The following is a 20,230-nucleotide window of genomic DNA, read 5'->3' on the forward strand; positions in this document are numbered from 1 at the left end:
CCCGCTCGCGCGCGGCTCAGCCCGGGCCCCCGGCCGACGCGGCGGCGAGCGGGAACGTCCGTACGAAGAGCTCGTCCATGAACGGGTCCGAGCTCAAGAGAGTGGGCACATGGGGATGCACATGAATCGCGCCGCGCTCTTCGATGTCGACGGAACCCTCGCCGACACCAACCACCTGCACGTCACGTGCTGGTGGGAGGCCCTGCGGCAGGCTGGCCACCACATTCCGATGCACGAGATCCACCGGGCGATCGGCCTCCCGGGAAAGGACCTGGTCGCGCACCTGCTCGGTGAGGACCGCGACGCGGGCGCGGACGGCGAGCTCAGCGCCGCGCACGACACCCTTTACGGTACGTACTTCGACCGGCTGCCGGGCCTGCGCTCCGCCGCCGAGCTGCTGCGTGAGCTGCACCGGCGCGAGTGGCGCGTCGTCCTGGTCACCTCCGCCGGCAGCACCGAGCTGGAGGCCTTGAGGAAGGCGATCGGCGCCGACGACGCCATCACGGCGACCGCCAGCTCGGACGACGTGGAGGAGGGAAAGCCGGCGCCCGACCCGATCCAGCACGCCCTCGGCCTCGTGGACGCGCCCCCGGACACCGCCGTCTTCGTCGGCGACACGGTGTGGGACATGAAGGCGGGTGCCCGGGCGGAGGTGACCTGCGTGGGCCTGCTCTGCGGCGGCATCCCGCGGACGGACCTCGAAGGGGCAGGCGCCCGCGCCGTGTACCGGCACCCCGCGGACCTGCTCGCGAACCTCGACCGCAGCCCGTTCGCCGACACACCGGCGAGCGGGGACGGCACGGCACGGACTGACGGAAAGGACAGGGAGGCATGACAACGAACCCATCCGCCGCGCCGGGCGGCGAAGGAGCCCGCGTCGTGGTCGTCGGCGCCACCGGAAACGTCGGAACCAGCGTGGTGCGGGCCCTCGCCGAGGACCCGGCCGTGGTCTCCGTCCTCGGGCTCGCCCGCAGAACCCCGGAGTGGCACCCGCCGAAGACCCAGTGGGAGGCCGTGGACATCGAGCCGGGCGGGCCCGACCTCGCGCCGCTCTTCACCGGGGCCGACGCCGTGGTGCACCTGGCCTGGAAGTTCCAACCGACCCACGACCCCGCGCAGACCTGGCGGACGAACGTCCTCGGCAGCGTCCGCGTCTTCGAGGCCGTGGCCGCGGCGAACGTGCCCGTACTCGTCCACGCCTCCTCCGTCGGGGCTTATTCACCGGGGCCCAAGGACCGCGCGGTGGACGAGTCCTGGCCGACCCACGGCTGGCCGCAGGCCGCGTACTGCCGGGAGAAGGCCTACCTGGAAAGGGTCCTCGACGCCTACGAGCAGGAGCATCCCGGCATCCGCGTGGTGCGGATGCGCCCCACCTTCCTCTTCAAGCGCGAGTCCGCCTCCGAACAGCGGCGGATCTTCGCCGGCCGGCTGGTGCCCGGACGCCTGGTCCGGCCCGGGCTGATCCCGCTGGTGCCCGACTTCCAGGGGCTGCGGTTCCAGGCGCTGCACACCGACGACGCGGCCGACGCGTACCGGCGAGCGGTCATCCGTCCCGTGCGCGGCGCCTTCAACCTGGCCGCCGATCCGCCCCTGGACGCGACCGCCCTCGCGGGGATCTTCGACGCGCGGCGCGTGCCGGTCCCCACCGCGGTGGTCCGCACGGCCCTCTCCGTCGCCTGGCGGCTGCGGGTGGTGCCCGCGTCCCCCGACCTCTTCGACGCCGTACTGCGCCTGCCGATGCTGGACTGGTCCCGGGCGCGCGAGGAGCTGGGGTGGGAGCCGAGCCGGACCTCCGTCGAGGTCTTCGAGGAATTCCTGGAAGGCCTGCGCGAGGGTGCGGGCTTGGACACCGCGCCCCTCGCGGCCTGAGCTCCCCGGCCGCTGCACGCCCGCCAGGCCACTGCACCGCCCGGACCGCCGCTGCACCGCCCGTACCGTCACGGGCGGTGCAGCGGCTTCTCGTGTCTCGTGTGCGGCCCCGTGCCGCTCTGCGGCGGCTTACGGCTTGAGGAGCGTCTTGATCATGCCGTCCTCCTTGGCCTGGAACATGGCGTAGGCCTTCGGCGCGTCTTCGAGCGGCATCGTATGGGTGGCGAAGCCCTCCACACCCAGCGGATCGCCCCCGTCGAGCAGCGGAAGGATGTCATCCACCCAGGCGCGGACGTTGGCCTGGCCCATCCGCAGCTGGATCTGCTTGTCGAACATCGTCAGCATGGGCATCGGATCCGCCGCACCGCCGTACACGCCGGACAGGGAGATCGTCCCGCCGCGCCGCACCAGCTCGATCGCGGTGTGCAGGGCCTGCAGCCGGTCGACCCCGGCGCGCTCCATCAGCGCCCGCGCGAGGGGGTCCGGCAGCATGCCGGTGATGCGCTGCGTCGCCGCGGCCACCGGCGAGCCGTGGGCCTCCATGCCCACCGCGTCGATCACGGAGTCGGTGCCCCGGCCGTCGGTCAGGTCCTGGACCGCCCCGGTCAGTCCCTTGCCGTGTTCGGTGAGGTCCAGCGTGTGGACCCCGTACGAGGCCGCCCGCCGCAGGCGAGCCGCCACCAGGTCGATGCCGATCACCAGCCCGGCACCCCGGTGCAGCGCGATCCGCGCGGCCATCAGCCCGATCGGCCCGAGGCCGAGCACGGCGAGGGAACCGCCGGGCGGCACGTCCGCGTACTCGACGGCCTGCCAGGCCGTCGGCAGGACGTCCGAGAGGTAGACGAACCGCTCGTCCGGCGGCCCGTGCGGCACCTTGACGGGCAAGGTGTTGCCGAAGGGCACCCGGAGGTATTCGGCCTGCCCGCCCGGCACCTGCCCGTACAGCTTGGTGTAGCCGAAGAGGGCGGCGCCCTTCCCGTACGCGCGGACCTGGGTGGTCTCGCACTGGGAATGCAGGCCCCGGTCGCACATGAAGCAGTGCCCGCAGGAGACGTTGAACGGGACGACGACCCGGTCGCCGGGCTGGAGGGCGGTGACCTCCGGGCCGACCTCCTCGACGATCCCCATGGGCTCGTGGCCCAGGATGTCCCCGGGATCCAGGAAGGGGCCCAGCACCATGTAGAGGTGCAGGTCCGAGCCGCAGATCCCGCTGGACGTCACCTTGACGACGATGTCGGCGGGGTCCTCGATCCGAGGATCCGGGACGCTTTCCACGCGGACGTCCCGCGTGCCCTGCCAGGTCAATGCGCGCATGGTCTTGCCTCCGCGACGGGCTTGCGAGGGGACCAGCTGCGCCTGCCCGCCGGGTCCCACGACCATGCGCCGTTCGGTGCTCCGCCAGGACCGATCGTATCGGGTGGTCGCTGTCTGAAATGATCGTTTCGATTGTTGTGTGCGTTCGCTCTTGACTGTGATCGCTTTCGGACAAACCATGGTGCTCGTTCGCATCCTCCTTCCGTACGAGGTCCCGTAGGAGCCGTGCATGTCGCGCACTTCACGTACGTACCGCATAGCCGCCACCGCCTCCCTCACCGCTCTCGGGCTTCTGGCCACCGCCTGCGGAGCCGGCGGCAGCGACGCCTCGGGGCAGGCCGGGGCCGCCGACAGCGCCACCCGGCCGGTGGAGATCACGTACTGGTCCTGGATGCCCGGAACCAAGCAGACGGCCGAGGCCTTCAACGCGACCCACGAGAACATCAAGGTCAAATTCGCCGAGGTGCCCGCGGGCCTGGCCGGCGGATACGACAAGCTCGCCGCCGCGGTCAAGGCGGGCAACGCCCCCGACGTCATGAACATCGAGTACCAGGCGGTTCCCGACCTCGTCACCCAGGGCCTGCTGGCCGACTCCTCCCAGCTGCTCGGCGCCACCGTCAAGAAGCAGCCGCAGCAGGTCCAGGCGCTCGTCACCCTCGGCGGCAAGCAGTGGGCGGCGCCCTTCGACGTGGCACCGCAGATGCTCTACTACCGCAAGGACCTCTTCGAGCAGCGCAAGATCGCGGTGCCCAAGACCTGGGCGGAGTTCAGAACCGCCGCCGAAGAGATCAAGAAGGCCGACCCCGGGGCCCGTATCACCTCCTTCTGGAGCGACGAGGCGGCGACCTGGGCGGGCCTGTCCCAGCAGGCCGGCGCGCAGTGGTACGGCACCGAGGGCGACGCCTGGAAGGTGAGCATCAACGACGCGCCCACCCGGAAGGTCGCGGAGTACTGGGGCGGCCTGGTGAAGGACGACCTGGTCTTCAACCACAAGGCCTGGAGCCCGGAATCCACCAAGGCCACCTCCGAGAACAAGGTCTACACCCGCCTCGGTGCCTCCTGGAGCGCGGGCAGCCTGAAGACCGAGCAGGCGAAGCAGGAAGGCCAGTGGGCCTCCGCCGCCCTCCCCGGCTGGGGCGACGGCAAGGTCGGCATGGTCGGCGGCTCCTCCTTCGCCGTCATCAAGGACAGCAAGAAGGCGGCGGCGGCAGCCGAGTTCATCAAGTGGGCCACGACGAGCCCGGAAGCCGTCAAGGCCCGCCTGAGTTCCGGCACATCCAGTGCCCTGCCCGCCGACGAGGCGCTGCGCGCGAGCGCGAAGGCCTCCTTCGACACCAGGTTCTACGGAGGCCAGGACATCTACGCCACCGCTTCCGCGCAGGTCCCCAACATCGCCACCGGCTGGGTCTGGAGCCCGGTCCACAACGCGACCTCGGTCGATCTCGTGGCCGCCCTGGCCAAGGCCGAGAACGGCGACTTCGCGCCGGCCTTCGACACCGCGCAGGCCACGGCGCAGAAACTGATCAACGACCGCGGGCTGAAGCTGGCGAAGTAGCGCCCGTACGGGGCCCGGCGACCACTCACCGGGCCCCCGCCCAGACGCCCGACCCTCGCCCCCGACTTCCCGCCCTTCCCCTCAGCTCCACGCACGCGTCCCCGGCTTTTCGCCCCGCCCCCTTCTTCCTTCGGCCCCGGAGGTGCCCCCGGTGGCAGTACCGATCGTCCGCAGCAGTGCCGCACCGCCCCGCCCCGACCGACGCGGCCGACCGGGCGAGCGCGGCGCCGCGGCCCTGCTCGCGGGCCCGTTCGTCGTGCTCTTCTTCGCCGTGATGGTCGTGCCCATCGGGTACGCGGCCTACCTGAGCCTCTACCGCGAACAGTCCTCCGGCCTCGGCTTCGGCGGTACGCGCACCTACTTCAGCGGCATCGACAACTACCTGCGGGCGCTGAGCGCCCCGGCCCTCCAGCAGGGCTTCCTGCACATCGCGGCGTACTGCGCCGTCTACATTCCCGTCATGATCGGCGGAGCTCTCACCCTCGCCCTCCTCATCGACTCGGCCATGGCCCGCGCCAAAAGGTTCTTCCAGCTCGCCGCCTTCCTGCCGCACGCGGTGCCCGGTCTCATCGCCGCCGTCATCTGGGTGTTCCTCTACACCCCCGGTCTGAGCCCCGTCCACCAGTTCCTCGCCTGGGCCGGAGCGGAGGTCGACTTCTTCGGGAACGACGCGATCCTCTTCTCCATGGCCAACGCCACCGCCTGGCAGTGGATCGGCTACAACATGGTGATCTTCTACGCGGCCTTGCAGGCCATCCCGCGCGAGACGCTTGAGGCCGCGACCGTCGACGGCGCCGGCGGCATCCGCACCGCGCTGTCCGTGAAACTACCGACGATCCGCTCCTCGGTGGTCCTCACCACCCTCTTCACCTGCATCGGCGCCATTCAGCTGTTCACCGAGCCGGAGACCTTCCGCTACGACGCCACCGCCCTGTCACCGGAGTGGTCCCCGACGATGTTCATCTACCAGGCGGCCTTCTCCAAGCACGACTACGGGATCGCCGCCGCGGCCTCGCTCATCCTCGCCCTGCTCGGCGCTCTGCTCTCCTATGTCGTCACCAGGCTCGGAAACCGGTGGAAAGAAGCATGAGCACTCTCACCGCGGACAAGACCACGGAGCCCGGCGAGCGGCCCTCCCGGGGCCACTCGAACCGCCGGCGCACGCGCCCGCCCCGAACCCGCACCGGCGCCGGGCCGCTCGCCTCGAAAGCCGCGGTCAACGGCGTCCTCGCCCTGGTCGCGCTCTACACCCTGATGCCCCTGACCTGGCTGCTGTTCGCCGCCACCAAGAACAACACCGACCTGTTCGGCCAGCCCGGCTTCACCCTCGGCGAGTTCAGCCTGCTCACCAACATCGCCGACCTCTTCGCCTACAACGAGGGCATCTTCGGGCGCTGGCTGCTCAACAGCTTCGTCTACTCGGTCCTCGGCTCCCTCGGCGCGACCCTGCTGAGCCTCGCCGCCGGCTACGCCTTCGACAAGTACGACTTCCCGGGCAAGGAGAAGCTCTACGGATTCGTCCTGCTCGGCCTGCTGGTGCCCGCCACCGTCATCTCCCTGCCCATGTACCTGCTCGCCTCCCAGGCGGGCATCGTCAACAGCTACTGGGCCGTCCTGGTCCCCGGCCTCGTCAGCCCCTTCGGCGTCTACCTCTCCCGGATCTTCTCCGAGGGCTACGTCCCCGGCGAGACCCTGGAGGCCGCCCGCATGGACGGCGCCGGCGAACTGCGCGTCTTCGGCTCCCTCGCCCTGCCGATGCTGGCGCCCGCCTTCGTCACAGTCTTCCTCTTCTCCTTCACCAGCAGCTGGAACAACTTCTTCCTGCCGCTGGTCATGCTCAACGACCACGAGCTGTATCCCGTGGGACTCGGCCTGTTCAACTGGAACGCGACCCTCAGCCAGTACCCCGATCAGTACGCCCTCCTCATCACCGGCTCGCTGGTCTCCGTCCTGCCGCTCGCCGCGGCCTTCCTCTGCCTCCAGCGCTTCTGGCGCTCGGGCCTGACCGCGGGTGCGGTGAAGTGACCATGGCCCTCCCCGTACGGCACGCCCCGCGCACCGTCCTCGCGATGGGCACCGCGATCCATCGCACCCTGCTGGACACGGGCGCCCTGGAGCGGCTGGCCCGCATCGCGGACGCGGACACGGCGTTCGTCGTCACCGACTACCGGGCCGCCGACCCCGAGCTGCTCACCCGTACCGAGGTCCTCTTCACCCACTGGGGCTCCCCGCTCCTCGACGAGGACGCGCTGCGCCGCCTGCCCGCGCTGAAAGCCGTCGTCCACGCGGCCGGCTCCGTCAAGCACCACGTCACCCCCGCCGTCTGGCGGCGGGACATCGCCGTCTCCTCGGCCGCTGCCGCCAACGCCCTGCCCGTCGCCGAGTTCACCCTCGCCGCGATCCTGTTCGCCAACAAGCGGGTGCTGGAGAGTTCCCGGCTCTACCGCCGCGAGCAGGCAGCGTACGACCTCCTGCCCCGGTTCGCCGGATACGGGAACTACCGGCGCACCGTGGGCGTGGTCGGCGCCTCCCGCATCGGCCGCCGCGTCATCGAGCTCCTGCGGCCCTTCGACCTCGAAGTCCTCCTGTACGACCCCTACGTGAGCCCGGCGCAGGCCGCGGCCCTCGGGGCCCGGCCGCTTCCGCTCGCCGAACTCGTCGCGCGCAGCCATGTGGTCTCCATCCACGCACCCCAACTGCCGGAGACCCACCACATGTTCGACCGGGAGATGCTCGCCCGCCTGCCCGACGGTGCCACCCTCATCAACACCGCCCGGGGCTCCCTCGTGGACACCGACGCCCTCGTCGCCGAACTGGAGGCGGGCCGCATCCACGCCGTCCTCGACGTCACCGACCCGGACGAGCCACCCGCCGGCTCGCCGCTGTACACCCTGCCCAACGTGCTCCTCACCCCGCACATCGCCGGCTCGCTCGGCAATGAACTGGGGCGCATGGCGCACTGGGCCGTCGAGGAGGTGGAGCGGTACGCGCGGGGGCTGCCCTTCGCCCACGGCGTCACCCGGGACGAACTGCCACGTTCTGCCTGAGGAGAGCCGCGCACCGGCTCGGCGCCAGTGAGCGCCCATAAGGTCGATATCGCTGGCTATATACGGACTTCAGGGCATAGACACGAAGTTAACCCATGCCGGGCGGGCGCGGTACAGCTGGCCCGGCCTGGAGTCCGCCGGAACACCCGCCCCAGGAATCGGCGCCTCCGCACACTGACGTAAGTTGTCCCCCGGCCCGCCGGGCCGGTCGGAGACGAGGGACGAGCGCGGGCAGGAGTGGGCTGAGGACATGGTGCGACGCGGACGTGCGGAATCGGGGCGGGACGTCACCTCCGGTACGCCCGCCGTCCCGGACTCCGAGATAGCCGCCGCGGCCGCCGGGGGATACGAGACCTCGGGCTGGCTCCGCCTGGGACGCGACGGCCGGCTCACCGCCTATGCGAGCTGCGCCGAGGGCCTGGTGCGCTGGACGGAGTCGGCGCCCGGATCGGACGTCTGGCACGGGCCGGACCTCTTCCGCGTCGAGGGGTGGGGCGGAAGGTTCACGCTGGCCCAGGACTCCCACGGGTTCGTCTGGTTCGCCGGTACGCGCTACCGGGAGGACGTTCCGGGCGGTTACGAGTTCGTCATCGCCGCTCAGTACCAGACCGGCCGGCCGCTGGGCGACTGGCGCACGGTCGGCAATCCCTTCGCCGCGGAACAGGAGGCCGCGCCCGCTCCGGGAGACCCGGTGCTGCTCCCCGACGGCGGGGGCTCGCTGCACGTTCTCGTCACCCGCTTCGGCGAGGGTGTGCGCGGCCGGACACAGGCCGCCGACGGCAAGTGGGGGAGCTGGACGGACTATCAGGGCAAATGGGCCCGCGGCGCGGTCGTGCCGCTCGTGACCTCCCAAGGGCGGGCCGAATTCGTGGCGCCCTTCCGGGGCGGGGCCTCGTACTGGGCCCAGGACCGCCCCGGGAGTGCCTTCAGGTGGCTCGGCCGCACCGAGGCCGAAGCCATCGACGGGACATACAGTGCGTACGAGACGGGATTGGGCATCGGCACCCATTTCTGGCGGCACCCGGCGGACGGCAGCGTCATCGCCTACCGCCCCCGGTGGGGTGCGGGTGGCGTGCCGGCGCCGCTCATGCCGTTGGGCGGTGCGGGCGGCGTCGGCCCGGTGGGTGTCACCCGGGCCCACGTCAACGGTTATGACTGCACCGTTCTGTTGCAGCGGGGCGCGGAGGGGTATCCGGAAATCGCGGCCTACCCCACGCACGGAGAGCAGTACGGGGCCTGGTGGGCCCCCCTGGGGGAGCGGTGCGCCGGGCTGCCGGCCATCGCCCTGGACGGGTACGGCTCGATCACGATCGCGATGATCGGGGAGGACGGTGGGCTGCGGATCGCCCGTCAGGACCTCATGGACGTCGGCCAGGGGGGCCATGCGGGCCTCGGTTTCGGCGCCTGGCGTCGCGTCGGGTGACCTTCCTCACCGTGTGTGTCCGTCTGTCGGGACGCGGCGGTGGATTCCCCTCGACCGCGCCCCGAATTGGCGTGAGTTGGCCTTTTCGTCACGCCGCATCGGGAAGTGTACGTTCACATGTGCGAACTTCTGAGGCCGTGGTGACCCTGTGAATACTTGCTCGCCGTCAACCCGTTGGCTTACGCTGCCCAGATCTTTGTGAGGATCGCATAAGTGTGCGGATTGAAGGTCGGTGGGGCGCGTTGACGTCGCACGGAGTGGCGGGCGGCCGGGGCGAGGGACGGGTCCGGCAGTGTGCCGCGGGAGGCCCCCGCGAGCTGGAACGAGTGACTATCGAGGAGTTTTCCGAGTGGCAGGTATGTCCCGCCTGAGCGTCGTCGTGCCCTTCCAGGACGTCGAGATATACCTCCGGGAGTGCCTGGAGTCGATAGCGAGGCAGACGTTCCGAGACCTCGAAGTGATCATGGTCGACGACGGCTCCACCGACTCCTCGACCGCCATCGCCGCGGAATTCTGTCGCCGGGACCCCCGCTTCCGGCTCATCCGGCAAGAGTCCATGGGCCCGGGACACGCCCGTAATGTCGGCATTCGCGCCGCCTGCCCCGACGCCGAGTTCCTCGCGTTCGTCGACGGTGACGACGTCATCCCCGAGTACGCCTACGAGTTGCTCGTGCAGACGCTCGAAGCCTCCGGCTCCGACTTCGTCTCCGGCAACGTCCAGATGATGAACTCCACCAAGAAGTGGCAGTCCCCGCTGCACCGGGCGCCCATGCAGCGCAGCAGGCGCGGCACGCACATCACCAAGCTGCCGGCCCTCATTTACGACCGCACCGTGTGGAACAAGGTGTTCCGGCGGTCCTTCTGGGACTACCACTACATCGCCTTCCCCGAGGGCGTCATGTATGAGGACTCCTGGGTGAACATGTTTGCCCACTTCCGGGCCGCCAAGGTCGACATCCTCACCGACGTCGTCTACTTCTGGCGCCGGCGCGAGGGCGGCGCGGCCCCCTCGATCACGCAGAGACACACCGAGTTCAGCAACCTCCAGGACCGCGTCGCCGCCGTGCAGTCGGTCAGCCGCTTCCTCGCCGGGCACCGCGCGAGGTCGTACAGCGAGCACAAGAGGAAGTACGACCTCGCCTGCCTGAAGTCGGACCTGATGCTGCACCTGAAGGTGCTGCCGGATGCCGACGAGGAGTACCGGGACGCCTTCATGCGATGGGCGAACGAGTTCCTGGACGAGGCCGACGAGGACATCATCGACGAGCTGCCCGCCGACGCCCGCGTCAAGTGGCTGCTGGTGCGCGAGGGCAGGCTGAAAGAGCTGCTCGACGTGGTGGAGTTCGAACGCAAGGGCGGGCCGATGCCCGTTCAGCGGCGTCTGCACCGCTACCTCAACTACCCCTACCTCGGGGACCGCTCGATAGGCCTCGACAAGAGCGCCTACCGGCTGGACAAGGAACTCTCGCTGCACGGGTCGCTGACCCGCGCCCACTGGGACGATGCCGAGCACCTGACCCTCGAAGGGTCGGCGTACATCCGTTTCATCAATGTGCACAAACGGCACATGTCGATGAAGGCGATCGCGCTCCGGAACAAGAAGCAGGGCCGGGTGGTGGTGGCCAAGGCGAAGACCACCTACTACCCGCAGGCCACCGAACACTCCGGGCAGAACCGCTACTGCTACGACTGGTCGGGCTTCCAGGTCCGTATCGACACCAGCCGGCTCAAGCGGAAGGGCGAATGGGTCGAGGGCACCTGGGACGTGGCGGCCGGCGTGCTCAGCCGCGGGCTGTTCCGCTACAAGGGCATAGCCCGGGGCGGCGCCGGCACGGCGGCCAACCCGCCCTACCAGTACGTCGACAAGAACACCCGGGTGCTTCCCCTCTTCCTCCAGGGCAAGCTCAAACTCCGTGTCGAGCGCGTCCGTTGCCGCATCACCCGGCACCGCCTCGTCGGCGACCACCTCGAAGTGGGTGGTGTGTACCTGGGCACCAAGGTCCCCGAATGGGGCAAGTTCCGGGTGACCAGCATGGGCGGCGCCGGACAGCACGACTCCTGGGTCAACTTCAGGCCCGGCGGCGAGGGCTGGTGCACCTTCGTCACCCGCATCCCGGTCAAGGCCTTGGTCCCCGGGCACCGCGGCAGCTCCGACGACGGGATCCCGCAGACCTGGAACACCGGCAGCAACGGCTGGAGGACCACCTTCCACGTCGAGGGCCGCAAGGGACCGCTCTACCCGGTCATGGCGGAGGACGCCACCGACGGCCACTACCGCCTTCCGGCGCACCTGCAAACCGACCGGGGCGACCGCGAGGTCTTCGTGCACCGCAACGGCTCCGGCTACGTCGTGCTCTTCGAGCGCGACACCCTGCCCCTGGCCACAGCGGCCACCTGGCGGGAGGACGGATCCCTGGAGGTCGCGGTCAGCTACGCCGCCGAGGACACCCTCACCGCGCCCCAGTACGCCGCCGCGCACATCGTCGTACGCTCCCGCGCCCACGGAGCCGAGCGCGCCGTCCCCATCACCTGGTACGGCCGGGAGTTCCGGTTCGTCCTCTCACCCGCGGCCATGCGCACCCTGGCCGGGGACATCCCGCTGGCCTCCGGCCGCTGGGACTTCTACCTGCGCCGCGAGGACGTGTCCACCGTCCCCGCGGAGGACCGTTCCAAGGACCTCATGGTCAAGATGACCCAGGAGCTGATCCCGTCCTTCCCCAGTGACGTGACCGTGCGCGAACGGCGCTACGAACTCCAGGCAGAGGCCTACGACCGCCTCTCACTGCTGGTCCACTCGGCGATGCCGGACGAGGCTCGCGGCCCCTACCGGCAGAAGCTGATGCGGACCAAGACGTACCCGAACGCCCGCCGCAAGCCCGTCACGCAGGCCGTGCTGTTCGACGCCTTCAAGGGGACCCAGTACTCCGACAGCCCCCGGGCACTGCACGAGGAGATGGTCCGCAGGGGCGTCCCCGTCGAGCACCTGTGGGTCGTGCGGGACGACCAGGTCGCCGTGCCCCCCACCGCCCGGCCGGTGCGGATGTGGTCGCCCGACTGGTACGAGGCCATGGGCCGGGCGCGCTACATCATCGCCAACAACCACCTGCCCGACTGGTTCCAGAAGCGCGACGGGCAGATCGTCGTACAGACCTGGCACGGCACCCCGCTCAAGCGCATCGGGCACGACATCGAAGCCGTGCACTTCGCGGACAAGCGGTACCTGGAGCGGGTGGAGAAGGAGGTGCAGAACTGGGACATGCTGGTGTCCCCGAACAGTTTCAGCACCCCCATCCTGAAGCGGGCCTTCCAGTTCCCCGGCGAGATGGTGGAGAGCGGCTACCCGCGCAACGACATCCTGCGCCGGTCCGACTCGGGCCAGCGGGCGGCGGAAGTACGGCGCCGCATCGGGCTTCCGCCGGGCAAGAAGGTCATCATGTACGCGCCGACCTGGCGCGACGACCAGTTCTACGCGCCCGGCAAGTACAAGCTCGACTTCCGGATCGACCTGGAGGAAGCCCGCGCGCAGCTGCAGCAGGACCACGTGCTGCTCGTGCGCCGCCACCCCAACGTGGTGGACCCCGTACCGGGCGCCGGTGACGGCTTCGTCTTCGACGTATCCGACTACCCGGACATGGCGGACCTCTCCCTCATCACCGATGTGATGATCACGGACTACTCCTCCCTCATGTTCGACTTCGTCAACACCGGGCGGCCGATCCTCTTCTTCACCTACGACCTCGATCACTACCGGGACACCCTGCGCGGCTTCTACTTCGACTTCGAGCAGTCCGCGCCCGGCCCGCTGCTGTTCAGTTCGCCGGAACTGATCGGCGCCATCCGCAACATCGACCGCATCCAGCACGACTACGCGGCCCGCTACCGCTGGTTCCAGCAGGAGTTCTGCGACCTGGACGACGGCTACGCCGCGGCCCGGCTGACCGACCGCATCCTGATCGCCGGCGGGGATCTCGATCCCACGCAGGCACAGGCCCAGTCCCAGGCGCAGGCGGCCGCTCGGGCTCGGGCTCAGGCGGCCGGGCAGGGCCCGACCGGTTACGACCTGGCCGATCAGGCAGATCAGGCCGCTCCCTGGCCTCAGAACAACCTCAATCAGATGCCGCGGCAGCGGGTGCGGGGATTGGATTCCGAACATGTCTAAGGCAGCCCAGAACGCGCGCCGCATCTTCACGGGCGTGGATTCCTCCGGGCCGGTGCCCATCGAATACCGGTTCTCCCACGCCAAGAACGGGAACCGGCATCTCGTCGTCGTGTTCGCGAACTTCACCGCGCCCGGGGAGTACGGCTGGTCGAACGGCGTCCTCGACAAGGTCCGTTCGAACATCCTCTGGGTCCGCGACCTCTTCGACGGCGCGAACAGCTACTACCTGTGCAAGGGGATGGACTTCTCCCTGGAGAGGTCCGTTGCCGGGCTCATCTCCCGCGTCCTGAACGCACTGTCGCTGTCGCCGGACGAGTGCACCATGTTCGGCAGCTCCAAGGGCGGCAGCGCGGCCCTGCACTTCGGCCTGAAATACGGCTTCAGGAACATCGTGGCCAGCGTGCCCCAGTTCCTGATCGGGACGTACGTCAGGGAAGGCATTCCGGGGGCCGCCCGCATGATGATGGGGGAGGTGACTGAGGAGAACGTGCGCATCCTCGACTCGGTCCTGCCCGACGTGGTGCGCAGCGGGGCGAATCGCTCGGCCAACATCTACCTGATCAGTTCGCCTCAGGACGATCAGTACGCGCGGCAGGTGGAGCCCTTCCTGGGGCTGTTCCAGGGGTACGAGAACTTCAATTTCGTGTACAACGACTCTCCCCTCATCACCGATCACGGAAAAGTGACGCTGCGCAATCTCCCCACGATCATGGGGTTGCTGAACCTCCTCGTCGACGGAATCGTCCCCAGGATAGGCGTGGTCCGCAACGGCCAAGAGCAGCCGGGCCGGGACACGTCCGCCATCGATGCCTATCTGGAGGAGACCTCCCAGGTGAAGGGGGACTCGTTCCCCAGGCCGGTCGTGTCGACGCCGATGGCGGACGAGCGCATACCCGCGAATTTCATCCGTTTCGTCGGGACCGCTCCTGGCGCGGTACGCGTCAGTTTCTGGGAGGACGGCAAGTATCAGGGAACCGCGCCCGTCGCTGGCGACGGCAGTTGGACATGGGAGCGGGCCAAGCCGTGGGGCAAGGGACGCCATGTCGTGCGGCTCTTCGCGGCGGATGCGAACAACTACCAGTCCGAGCGCACCGAAGTCAGCTTCACGGCGCTCGACCCGGAGGCCGAACCCGTGGCGGGGACGGGCCCGACGCTCACGCCCGTACCGATGTCGGTGCCGATCCCGGCCCAGCCCCTCGTGCTCACGGTGACGGCACCGGCCGCCCATCAGCAGGTGCCGGGCCCGCTCGTCAGCTTCATGGGATACGCCCCCGGCGCTGTGCGAGTCGACTTCCAGGAGGGCGGTGTGGGCCTGGGGACCTGCGGTGTGATGAGCGACGGCAGCTGGGTGTGGGAGCCGGGCTGGGCCTGGAACGAAGGCGCGCACTTCGTCGAAGCGATCGCGGTCGGTGCGGCGGGCAACGCATCTCTCTGGACCACCCTCCCCTTCACCATGGTGAACGGATACGGGGCGCCCTCGCAGGGTCACTTCACGGCGCGGTACTGACCCCGGCCGTGGGACGGCTCACCCGCATCACCAGGGGCCGGTGGTCGGAATCCTTCGTGTCCACCACGTCGCAGGCGGTGCGGGGCAGGTTCGTGAAGAGGTAGTCGATCTTCGTTCCGGTCTTGTACGTGGGGCGTCCCGTCCGGGAGTCGCCCTTCTGGTCGCACTCCTGGTACGCGCTGTACATCTCGGGCGGCCATATCCAGGCGGCCGCGTCCCGGCTGCCCGGCGGCGCCGCGTTGAAGTCGCCGCCGATCACGGTGAGGCCGTCGTCGGCCACCGCCGCGACGAGCGAGCGGAGCTGGTCGTCCCGGAGCTCCCAATCGGGGTGGGCCACGTCACTGTCGGGCATGGCGATATGGGCGTTGCACACCCGTATGCCCTGCACCGGGACCGAGGCGCACAGGATCCCGCGGTGCAGCCCGACCGTGGGCTGTTGGGTCTGCACCGGTTCCACATCGGTGAGCGGGGAAGCGGCCAGCAGGCCGTAGCCGGCCTGGCCCTCGCCCTGCCCGGTGCAGTCGACGGGCGTACGGTGGCCCTCCGCGTCCACCTCGACGTACGGCTCGAACGCACTGTGCCACTCCGAGCCGAGGCGCAGGGCCGCGGCCAGTAGATCGTCCGAGCACACTTCCTGGAGCAGCACGACGCGCACGCCGGATCCGTCGACCAGGGCACGCAGCTGCTGGAACTTGTCCTTCGGGCTGCCGGTCTCCTCGCAGCTCCACTGCCGCACGCCGCACATGTTCCACGTGGCGACAGGGAGCTGGGCCGACTCGCCGCCGGCGGGGACCGGGCCGGGAAAGGGGAACGGGGCCGGGTCCGCCGACGTGCACGCCGCGGACGTGAGCAGACTCAGGACCGCCGCCGTGCGGCCGAGCCGGCGGCGAAGCGGCCGCGTCCTGGTCTGCTTCTGTCTCTGCATCCCGACATCATCAGGTATGGGCCGGTCAGGCCATACATCGGGGGCCGCCGCGCAGGGCGGTCACGCCCGGGAGAGCTCGCGCACGGTGGCCATGTCACTGAAGGGCAGCAGCTCCTCGCCGACGATCTGATGCGGCTCGCTGCCCTTGCCGGCGATGAGGACGGTGTCCTGGAGGCTCGCCGCGGACAGGGCGAAGGCGATGGCCTCACGGCGGTCGGCGAACCGCTGGAAGGGCGTGCCGGTCTCGGTGAGACCCGGGGCGATCTGGTCCAAAATCGCCTCCGGGTCCTCGTGGCGGGGGTTGTCCGAGGTCACAACGCACAGGTCGGAGTGGGCCCCGGCGATCCGGCCCATGTCGGCGCGCTTGGTGGTGTCCCGGTCGCCGCCGCAACCGAAGACGGTGATGACACGGCCGCGAGCGAAACCGCGGATGGTGGTCAGTACCTTGCTCAGGGAGTCGGGGGAGTGGGCGTAGTCCACGATCACGGACGTGCCGCCCGGAGTCTCGAAGCGTTCGAAGCGGCCCGGTACGGGAGGCGTCGAAGCGAGCGCGGCCACCAGCGGGCCCAGCTCGTGGCCCAGGACGTGGCAGGCCGCCAGGGCGGCCAGCGCGTTGGCCACCGAGTACCTGCCGGGGACGGGGATCGACGCCGGGTAGGTGCGCCCGTCGTGGTGCAGGGTGAACCGCGTGCCCGAGGCGCTCACCACGAGGTCGGTGGCCCGGTAGTCCGCCGGCGCGTCCAGCGCGTACGTGGTCACCGCCCCCGGCATCATCGAACCGATCCCGGCGCCGACCGGGTCGTCGGCATTGACCACCGCGCGGCGGCACAGGCCCTGGAAGAGGCGCAGCTTGGCATCGCGGTAGTTCGCCATGGTCCCGTGATCGTCCAGGTGGTCCTGGGTCAGGTTGGTGAAGACTCCGACGTCGATGAACGTACGGTCGATCCGGTGCGTCAGCAGCCCCATGGAGGTGGCCTCCAGCACCACACCGGTGACCCCGCGGTCACGCATGCATCCCAGCAGGTACTGCAGGTCCGGCGACTCCGGCGTCGTCAGCACCGACCGCGGCATCGGGATCGGCTCGTCGCCGATCCGGCTGCCGGCCGTCCCGATCACCCCGACCTTCGCGCCCTCCGCGATCCGCAGGGCGGACTCGACCATGTAGGCCACGGAGGTCTTCCCGTTGGTGCCGGTGATCGCCACCATGTCCATCTGCCGCCCCGGCTCGCCGAAGTAGCGGGAGGTCACCACCGCGGCCGCCGTCCGGCTGTCGGGCACCCGCACGGCGCACGCGCCCGGCGGCCATACTGAGGCCGGCACAGCCGGCGCCGTGCCGTCGACGAGTACGGCGGCGGCGCCGCGTGCGAGCGCGGGCGATACGGAGCCGGGCCCGCCCTCGCGATGGCCGGGCACCGCGATGAACAGCGAGCCGGGCATCACCCGGTCGGCGTCGAAGGTCGTCCCCGCGGTGATCAACGTCTGCTCCGGGTCACCATGGAGGACGTGGTGCTCCTGCCCGGCCAGCAAGTCGCTCAGCTTCACAATGTTCCCTTCGAGGTGGCTCGGCCGCGGTCGGGCGGCCGTAGCCGGGCGGCAGCACCGGCGGCGCGCCGGAGACTGCGGTGGTGATGTGGAGCGGAGGTGCGCGCTCGCCGAGGAGAACAACGCGGGCGGTTCGGCCCGGCGGGGGGAGTGCCGCTCGGGGTGCGCAGGAAAAGTCAGCCGGAAGAGGGGCCCGGGTGGCCCGCCCGGGGCCGTCGCACGGGACCGCGGAACACCGCTAGCCGTGGCCGTGCAAGGCGATACGGCGCGTCTCGGGCGCCGCGGCGGCCGGGCACAGCCCAGAGGTCGCCCGCTGCGGGCACTCCCTCGAAGAGCATGTGCGACCCATGGGCCGAGTGTACGGGCGGTCGAGCGGCCCGAAGCCCACATCGCCGGCGCCCGCGACGCACCGATACGCCTGAGGGATGCACCCGGCACGCCTTAGGGTTGCGCCGTGGAGACGAACACGAGGGCGGGGACCGACACGGGGGCGGGCATGGACGGCGGCCGGGTGCTGTACGGGTGCATGGGGCTGGGCGGGAGCTGGGAGCCGGAACCGTACGGGCCCGGTGACATCGACGCCGCCGAAGCGGCGATCGGCGCTGCCCTCGACAGCGGGATCACCACCTTCGACCACGCCGACATCTACCGGCACGGGAAGGCCGAGGCCGTGTTCGGCGAGGTCCTCGCCCGGACGCCGGGACTGCGAAGCCGCATCACCTTGCAGACGAAGTGCGGGATCCGCCTCGCCGGCCAGGACGGTCCGGGCAGGTACGACCTGCGCGAGAAGAGCATCACGCGCCGGGTGGAGGAGAGCCTGACCCGCCTGCGCACCGACGTACTCGACGTACTCCTCCTGCACCGGCCCGATCCGCTGGCCGACGTGGACTCGATCGCTTCGGCGCTGGGCTCCCTGCACCGGCAGGGCCTCGTACGGCACTTCGGGGTGTCCAACATGGGGGCCGCGCAGATCGCGCACCTCCAGGCCCGCCTCGACGTGCCGCTGGTCGCCAACCAGCTGGAGATGAGTCTGCACAGCCGCGACTGGGTGGAGGCCGGCGTGCTGCTGAACACGCCCGAGGCCGCCCGCAACGGATTCCCCTACGGGACGCTGGAGCACTGCCGCGACCACGGAATCCGCCTGCAGGCCTGGGGCGCGCTGGCGCAGGGCCGCTTCACCGGCGGTCAGCGCACGCCCGCCGAGCGGGCCACCGCCGACCTCCTGGCCGAGCTCGCCCGGCAGAAGGACACGACGCCGGAATCCGTCCTGCTGTGGTGGCTGAGCCGGCACCCCGCGGGCATCGCACCGGTGATCGGCACCGCCCGCCCGGAGCGCATCCGCGCCTGCCGTGACGCGGCCGTGCGCGAGCCCGGCCTCACGCACGAGGAGTGGTACGACCTGTGGGTCACGGCGCGCGGCGTACCGCTGCCCTGAAGCCGGGTGCCCTCTAGGGCGCGGATCTGAGGAGCCCGCCGGCCGCCGACTCGGATCGAGGCGTCCTTGATCGTCATGTCAGACTGACGAGGTCAGGACAACCGGGACGAGCCGACCGACAGGGGCGCAGTGTTGAGCACGAGTGTCGAAGGACAGATGGACATCGCCGGCCCGGTGGGCAAACTGCTCCACCGGCGGCCGCTCAAGAACTCCACCGTGATGCAGTCCTTCGGTATCGACCCGGTCACGGCGGAGATCTTCGTCCTCCAAGTCGTCCAAGGCGGCCTCACCCTCAGCGGTGAGTCCGGCCCGAAGACCGGACCCCAGCGTGCGGACAACGGTGATCTGGCCGTCACCCGCCTCAGCCAGGCCGGCGCCGTCACCGGATTCATGTACCTGCGGGGCTTCGGCCACGGCGTCTCCATGGGCGTCGAACACCGCGCCGGCGTCTCTTACCTCTGGACGGAGACCGCGGCCGTTCCCACGGGCGACGACGAGGACGGCTACGGCACGGCCGTCACCCACTTCCCCTTCCGCACCGACTCCGTTCTCGACTACGGAAGTCCGCTGCACGCCAAGCCGTACACGCCGGTGGCCGGCGCGACCAACGTCACCTGCACCATCGACCCCACCACCAACCGGCTCGTCGTCCGCTTCAAGAGCGGCGGCATGAAGTACGAGTCGTACGACCTGGCGAAGGCCGCCGCCGGCGTGTGGGAGCCCATCAGGCGGATCCCCCAGCCCGACCCCAAGGGCGTTTTCCAGGGCTACGCCTCGCTCGGCGGCGTCCTCTACATGCTGGCCGGAGAGGCCATCGCCGCCGACAACCCCGCCAACCCGGCCCCGGGCAACACCTACCTGACCGCCGTCGACTGGTCCACCGGCCTGGTCCTCGACCAGCAGTTCGTCAGGGCGCAGCCGGGCCTGGAATACCGCGAGCCCGAGGGAATGGCCGTATCGGTGCGCGGCGGCATACCGCACGTGCACTTCGGGTTCGCCTGCGACGACTCCGGCCCGCGCACCTGCACCATCCTGTCGCTGTCGGCTGCGCCGGAGACCGACGGCGTCAAGGTGCTCACCGACTGGCGGCCCATCCAACTGGCGAGCGGGGTCTCCGTCGACGGCAACGCCCCCCAGGGACGGCTGATCAGCATGGCGGGGACGACGACCCTGCAACTGAGCGGCGGAGTCAAGGGAAACTTCACGGCGGACGCCGTGCTGGGCACGCTGCCCGACGCACTCGTGCCCAGCCTGCCGGTCGGCGCCAACGTGCCCCGCAACAACAACGGCGGTCACTGCGTCGCGCACGTCGAGGCGGACACCAGCCGTCAGCTCCGGCTCTACGGGGGCCGCAGCACGAACGCCATCACCTGGGCCCAGCTGGACAGTTTCAGCGCGGTCTGGAACTGACCGCCGCCTTCCACGGCTCCCTGTTTCTTCCCGGCCCCGTCAAG

The 20,230-nt window shown here is 70.2% G+C and carries 14 protein-coding genes; 11 read left to right on the forward strand and 3 right to left on the reverse strand.

Annotation, left to right across the window (positions count from 1 at the left end; all coding sequences use genetic code 11):
• Positions 1 to 121 precede the first annotated feature (121 nt).
• Complete coding sequence (locus ACWDX7_RS10115; RefSeq protein WP_451490904.1) at positions 122 to 835, forward strand: HAD family hydrolase; 714 nt, start codon at positions 122 to 124, stop codon at positions 833 to 835.
• Positions 832 to 1,869 (forward strand): NAD-dependent epimerase/dehydratase family protein, encoded by a 1,038-nt coding sequence (locus ACWDX7_RS10120; RefSeq protein ID WP_451490738.1) that lies wholly within the window; start codon positions 832 to 834, stop codon positions 1,867 to 1,869. Before ACWDX7_RS10115 ends, ACWDX7_RS10120 begins: the two co-directional genes overlap by 4 nt.
• 129 nt (positions 1,870 to 1,998) lie before the next feature.
• Here the strand turns inward: ACWDX7_RS10120 and ACWDX7_RS10125 are convergent, their stop codons facing one another.
• Positions 1,999 to 3,183, reverse strand: a complete 1,185-nt coding sequence (locus tag ACWDX7_RS10125; RefSeq protein WP_451491803.1) for a zinc-dependent alcohol dehydrogenase — start codon at positions 3,181 to 3,183, stop codon at positions 1,999 to 2,001.
• A gap of 229 nt (positions 3,184 to 3,412) precedes the next feature.
• Between ACWDX7_RS10125 and ACWDX7_RS10130 the strand changes: the two genes are divergently transcribed.
• The 7 genes from ACWDX7_RS10130 to ACWDX7_RS10160 all read left to right on the forward strand — a co-directional run bounded on the left by ACWDX7_RS10130 (position 3,413) and on the right by ACWDX7_RS10160 (position 14,874).
• Positions 3,413 to 4,738: an ABC transporter substrate-binding protein gene (locus ACWDX7_RS10130; RefSeq protein WP_451491804.1), complete on the forward strand. Its 1,326-nt coding sequence runs from the start codon at positions 3,413 to 3,415 to the stop codon at positions 4,736 to 4,738.
• 274 nt (positions 4,739 to 5,012) lie between these two features.
• Entirely contained in the window at positions 5,013 to 5,828 is an 816-nt protein-coding gene (locus tag ACWDX7_RS10135) for a carbohydrate ABC transporter permease (RefSeq protein ID WP_451491898.1), read from the forward strand.
• On the forward strand, positions 5,825 to 6,763 hold the full coding sequence (locus ACWDX7_RS10140; protein ID WP_451491805.1) for a carbohydrate ABC transporter permease: 939 nt from the start codon (positions 5,825 to 5,827) through the stop codon (positions 6,761 to 6,763). The genes ACWDX7_RS10135 and ACWDX7_RS10140 overlap by 4 nt, the downstream gene beginning before the upstream one ends.
• A gap of 2 nt (positions 6,764 to 6,765) precedes the next feature.
• Positions 6,766 to 7,785, forward strand: a complete 1,020-nt coding sequence (locus ACWDX7_RS10145; protein WP_451491899.1) for a hydroxyacid dehydrogenase — start codon at positions 6,766 to 6,768, stop codon at positions 7,783 to 7,785.
• A gap of 250 nt (positions 7,786 to 8,035) precedes the next feature.
• Positions 8,036 to 9,208, forward strand: a complete 1,173-nt coding sequence (locus ACWDX7_RS10150) for a hypothetical protein (RefSeq protein ID WP_451491806.1) — start codon at positions 8,036 to 8,038, stop codon at positions 9,206 to 9,208.
• 358 nt (positions 9,209 to 9,566) lie between these two features.
• Positions 9,567 to 13,367, forward strand: a complete 3,801-nt coding sequence (locus tag ACWDX7_RS10155; RefSeq protein ID WP_451491900.1) for a bifunctional glycosyltransferase/CDP-glycerol:glycerophosphate glycerophosphotransferase — start codon at positions 9,567 to 9,569, stop codon at positions 13,365 to 13,367.
• A complete protein-coding gene (locus ACWDX7_RS10160; protein WP_451491807.1) occupies positions 13,360 to 14,874 on the forward strand; it encodes a hypothetical protein in 1,515 nt (504 codons plus the stop codon). The genes ACWDX7_RS10155 and ACWDX7_RS10160 overlap by 8 nt, the downstream gene beginning before the upstream one ends.
• On the opposite strand, the gene ACWDX7_RS10165 is transcribed toward ACWDX7_RS10160, so the two are convergent.
• Together ACWDX7_RS10165 and ACWDX7_RS10170 are read right to left on the reverse strand one after the other, a co-directional pair.
• On the reverse strand, positions 14,858 to 15,799 hold the full coding sequence (locus ACWDX7_RS10165) for an endonuclease/exonuclease/phosphatase family protein (protein ID WP_451491808.1): 942 nt from the start codon (positions 15,797 to 15,799) through the stop codon (positions 14,858 to 14,860). The two genes, ACWDX7_RS10160 and ACWDX7_RS10165, sit on opposite strands and share 17 nt — an antisense overlap.
• Before the next feature lie 60 nt (positions 15,800 to 15,859).
• Complete coding sequence (locus tag ACWDX7_RS10170; protein ID WP_451491809.1) at positions 15,860 to 17,341, reverse strand: UDP-N-acetylmuramoyl-L-alanyl-D-glutamate--2,6-diaminopimelate ligase; 1,482 nt, start codon at positions 17,339 to 17,341, stop codon at positions 15,860 to 15,862.
• Positions 17,342 to 17,795: 454 nt separating this feature from the next.
• Here ACWDX7_RS10170 and ACWDX7_RS10175 point away from each other — a divergent pair, with 454 nt between their 5' ends.
• Both ACWDX7_RS10175 and ACWDX7_RS10180 read left to right on the forward strand, forming a co-directional pair.
• On the forward strand, positions 17,796 to 18,776 hold the full coding sequence (locus ACWDX7_RS10175) for an aldo/keto reductase (RefSeq protein WP_451491810.1): 981 nt from the start codon (positions 17,796 to 17,798) through the stop codon (positions 18,774 to 18,776).
• A gap of 132 nt (positions 18,777 to 18,908) precedes the next feature.
• Positions 18,909 to 20,186, forward strand: coding sequence for a phage baseplate protein (locus ACWDX7_RS10180; RefSeq protein ID WP_451491811.1), 1,278 nt, complete (start codon positions 18,909 to 18,911; stop codon positions 20,184 to 20,186).
• The last annotated feature ends 44 nt before the right edge of the window (positions 20,187 to 20,230 follow it).

The organism is Streptomyces sp. NPDC003034, assembly GCF_053591375.1.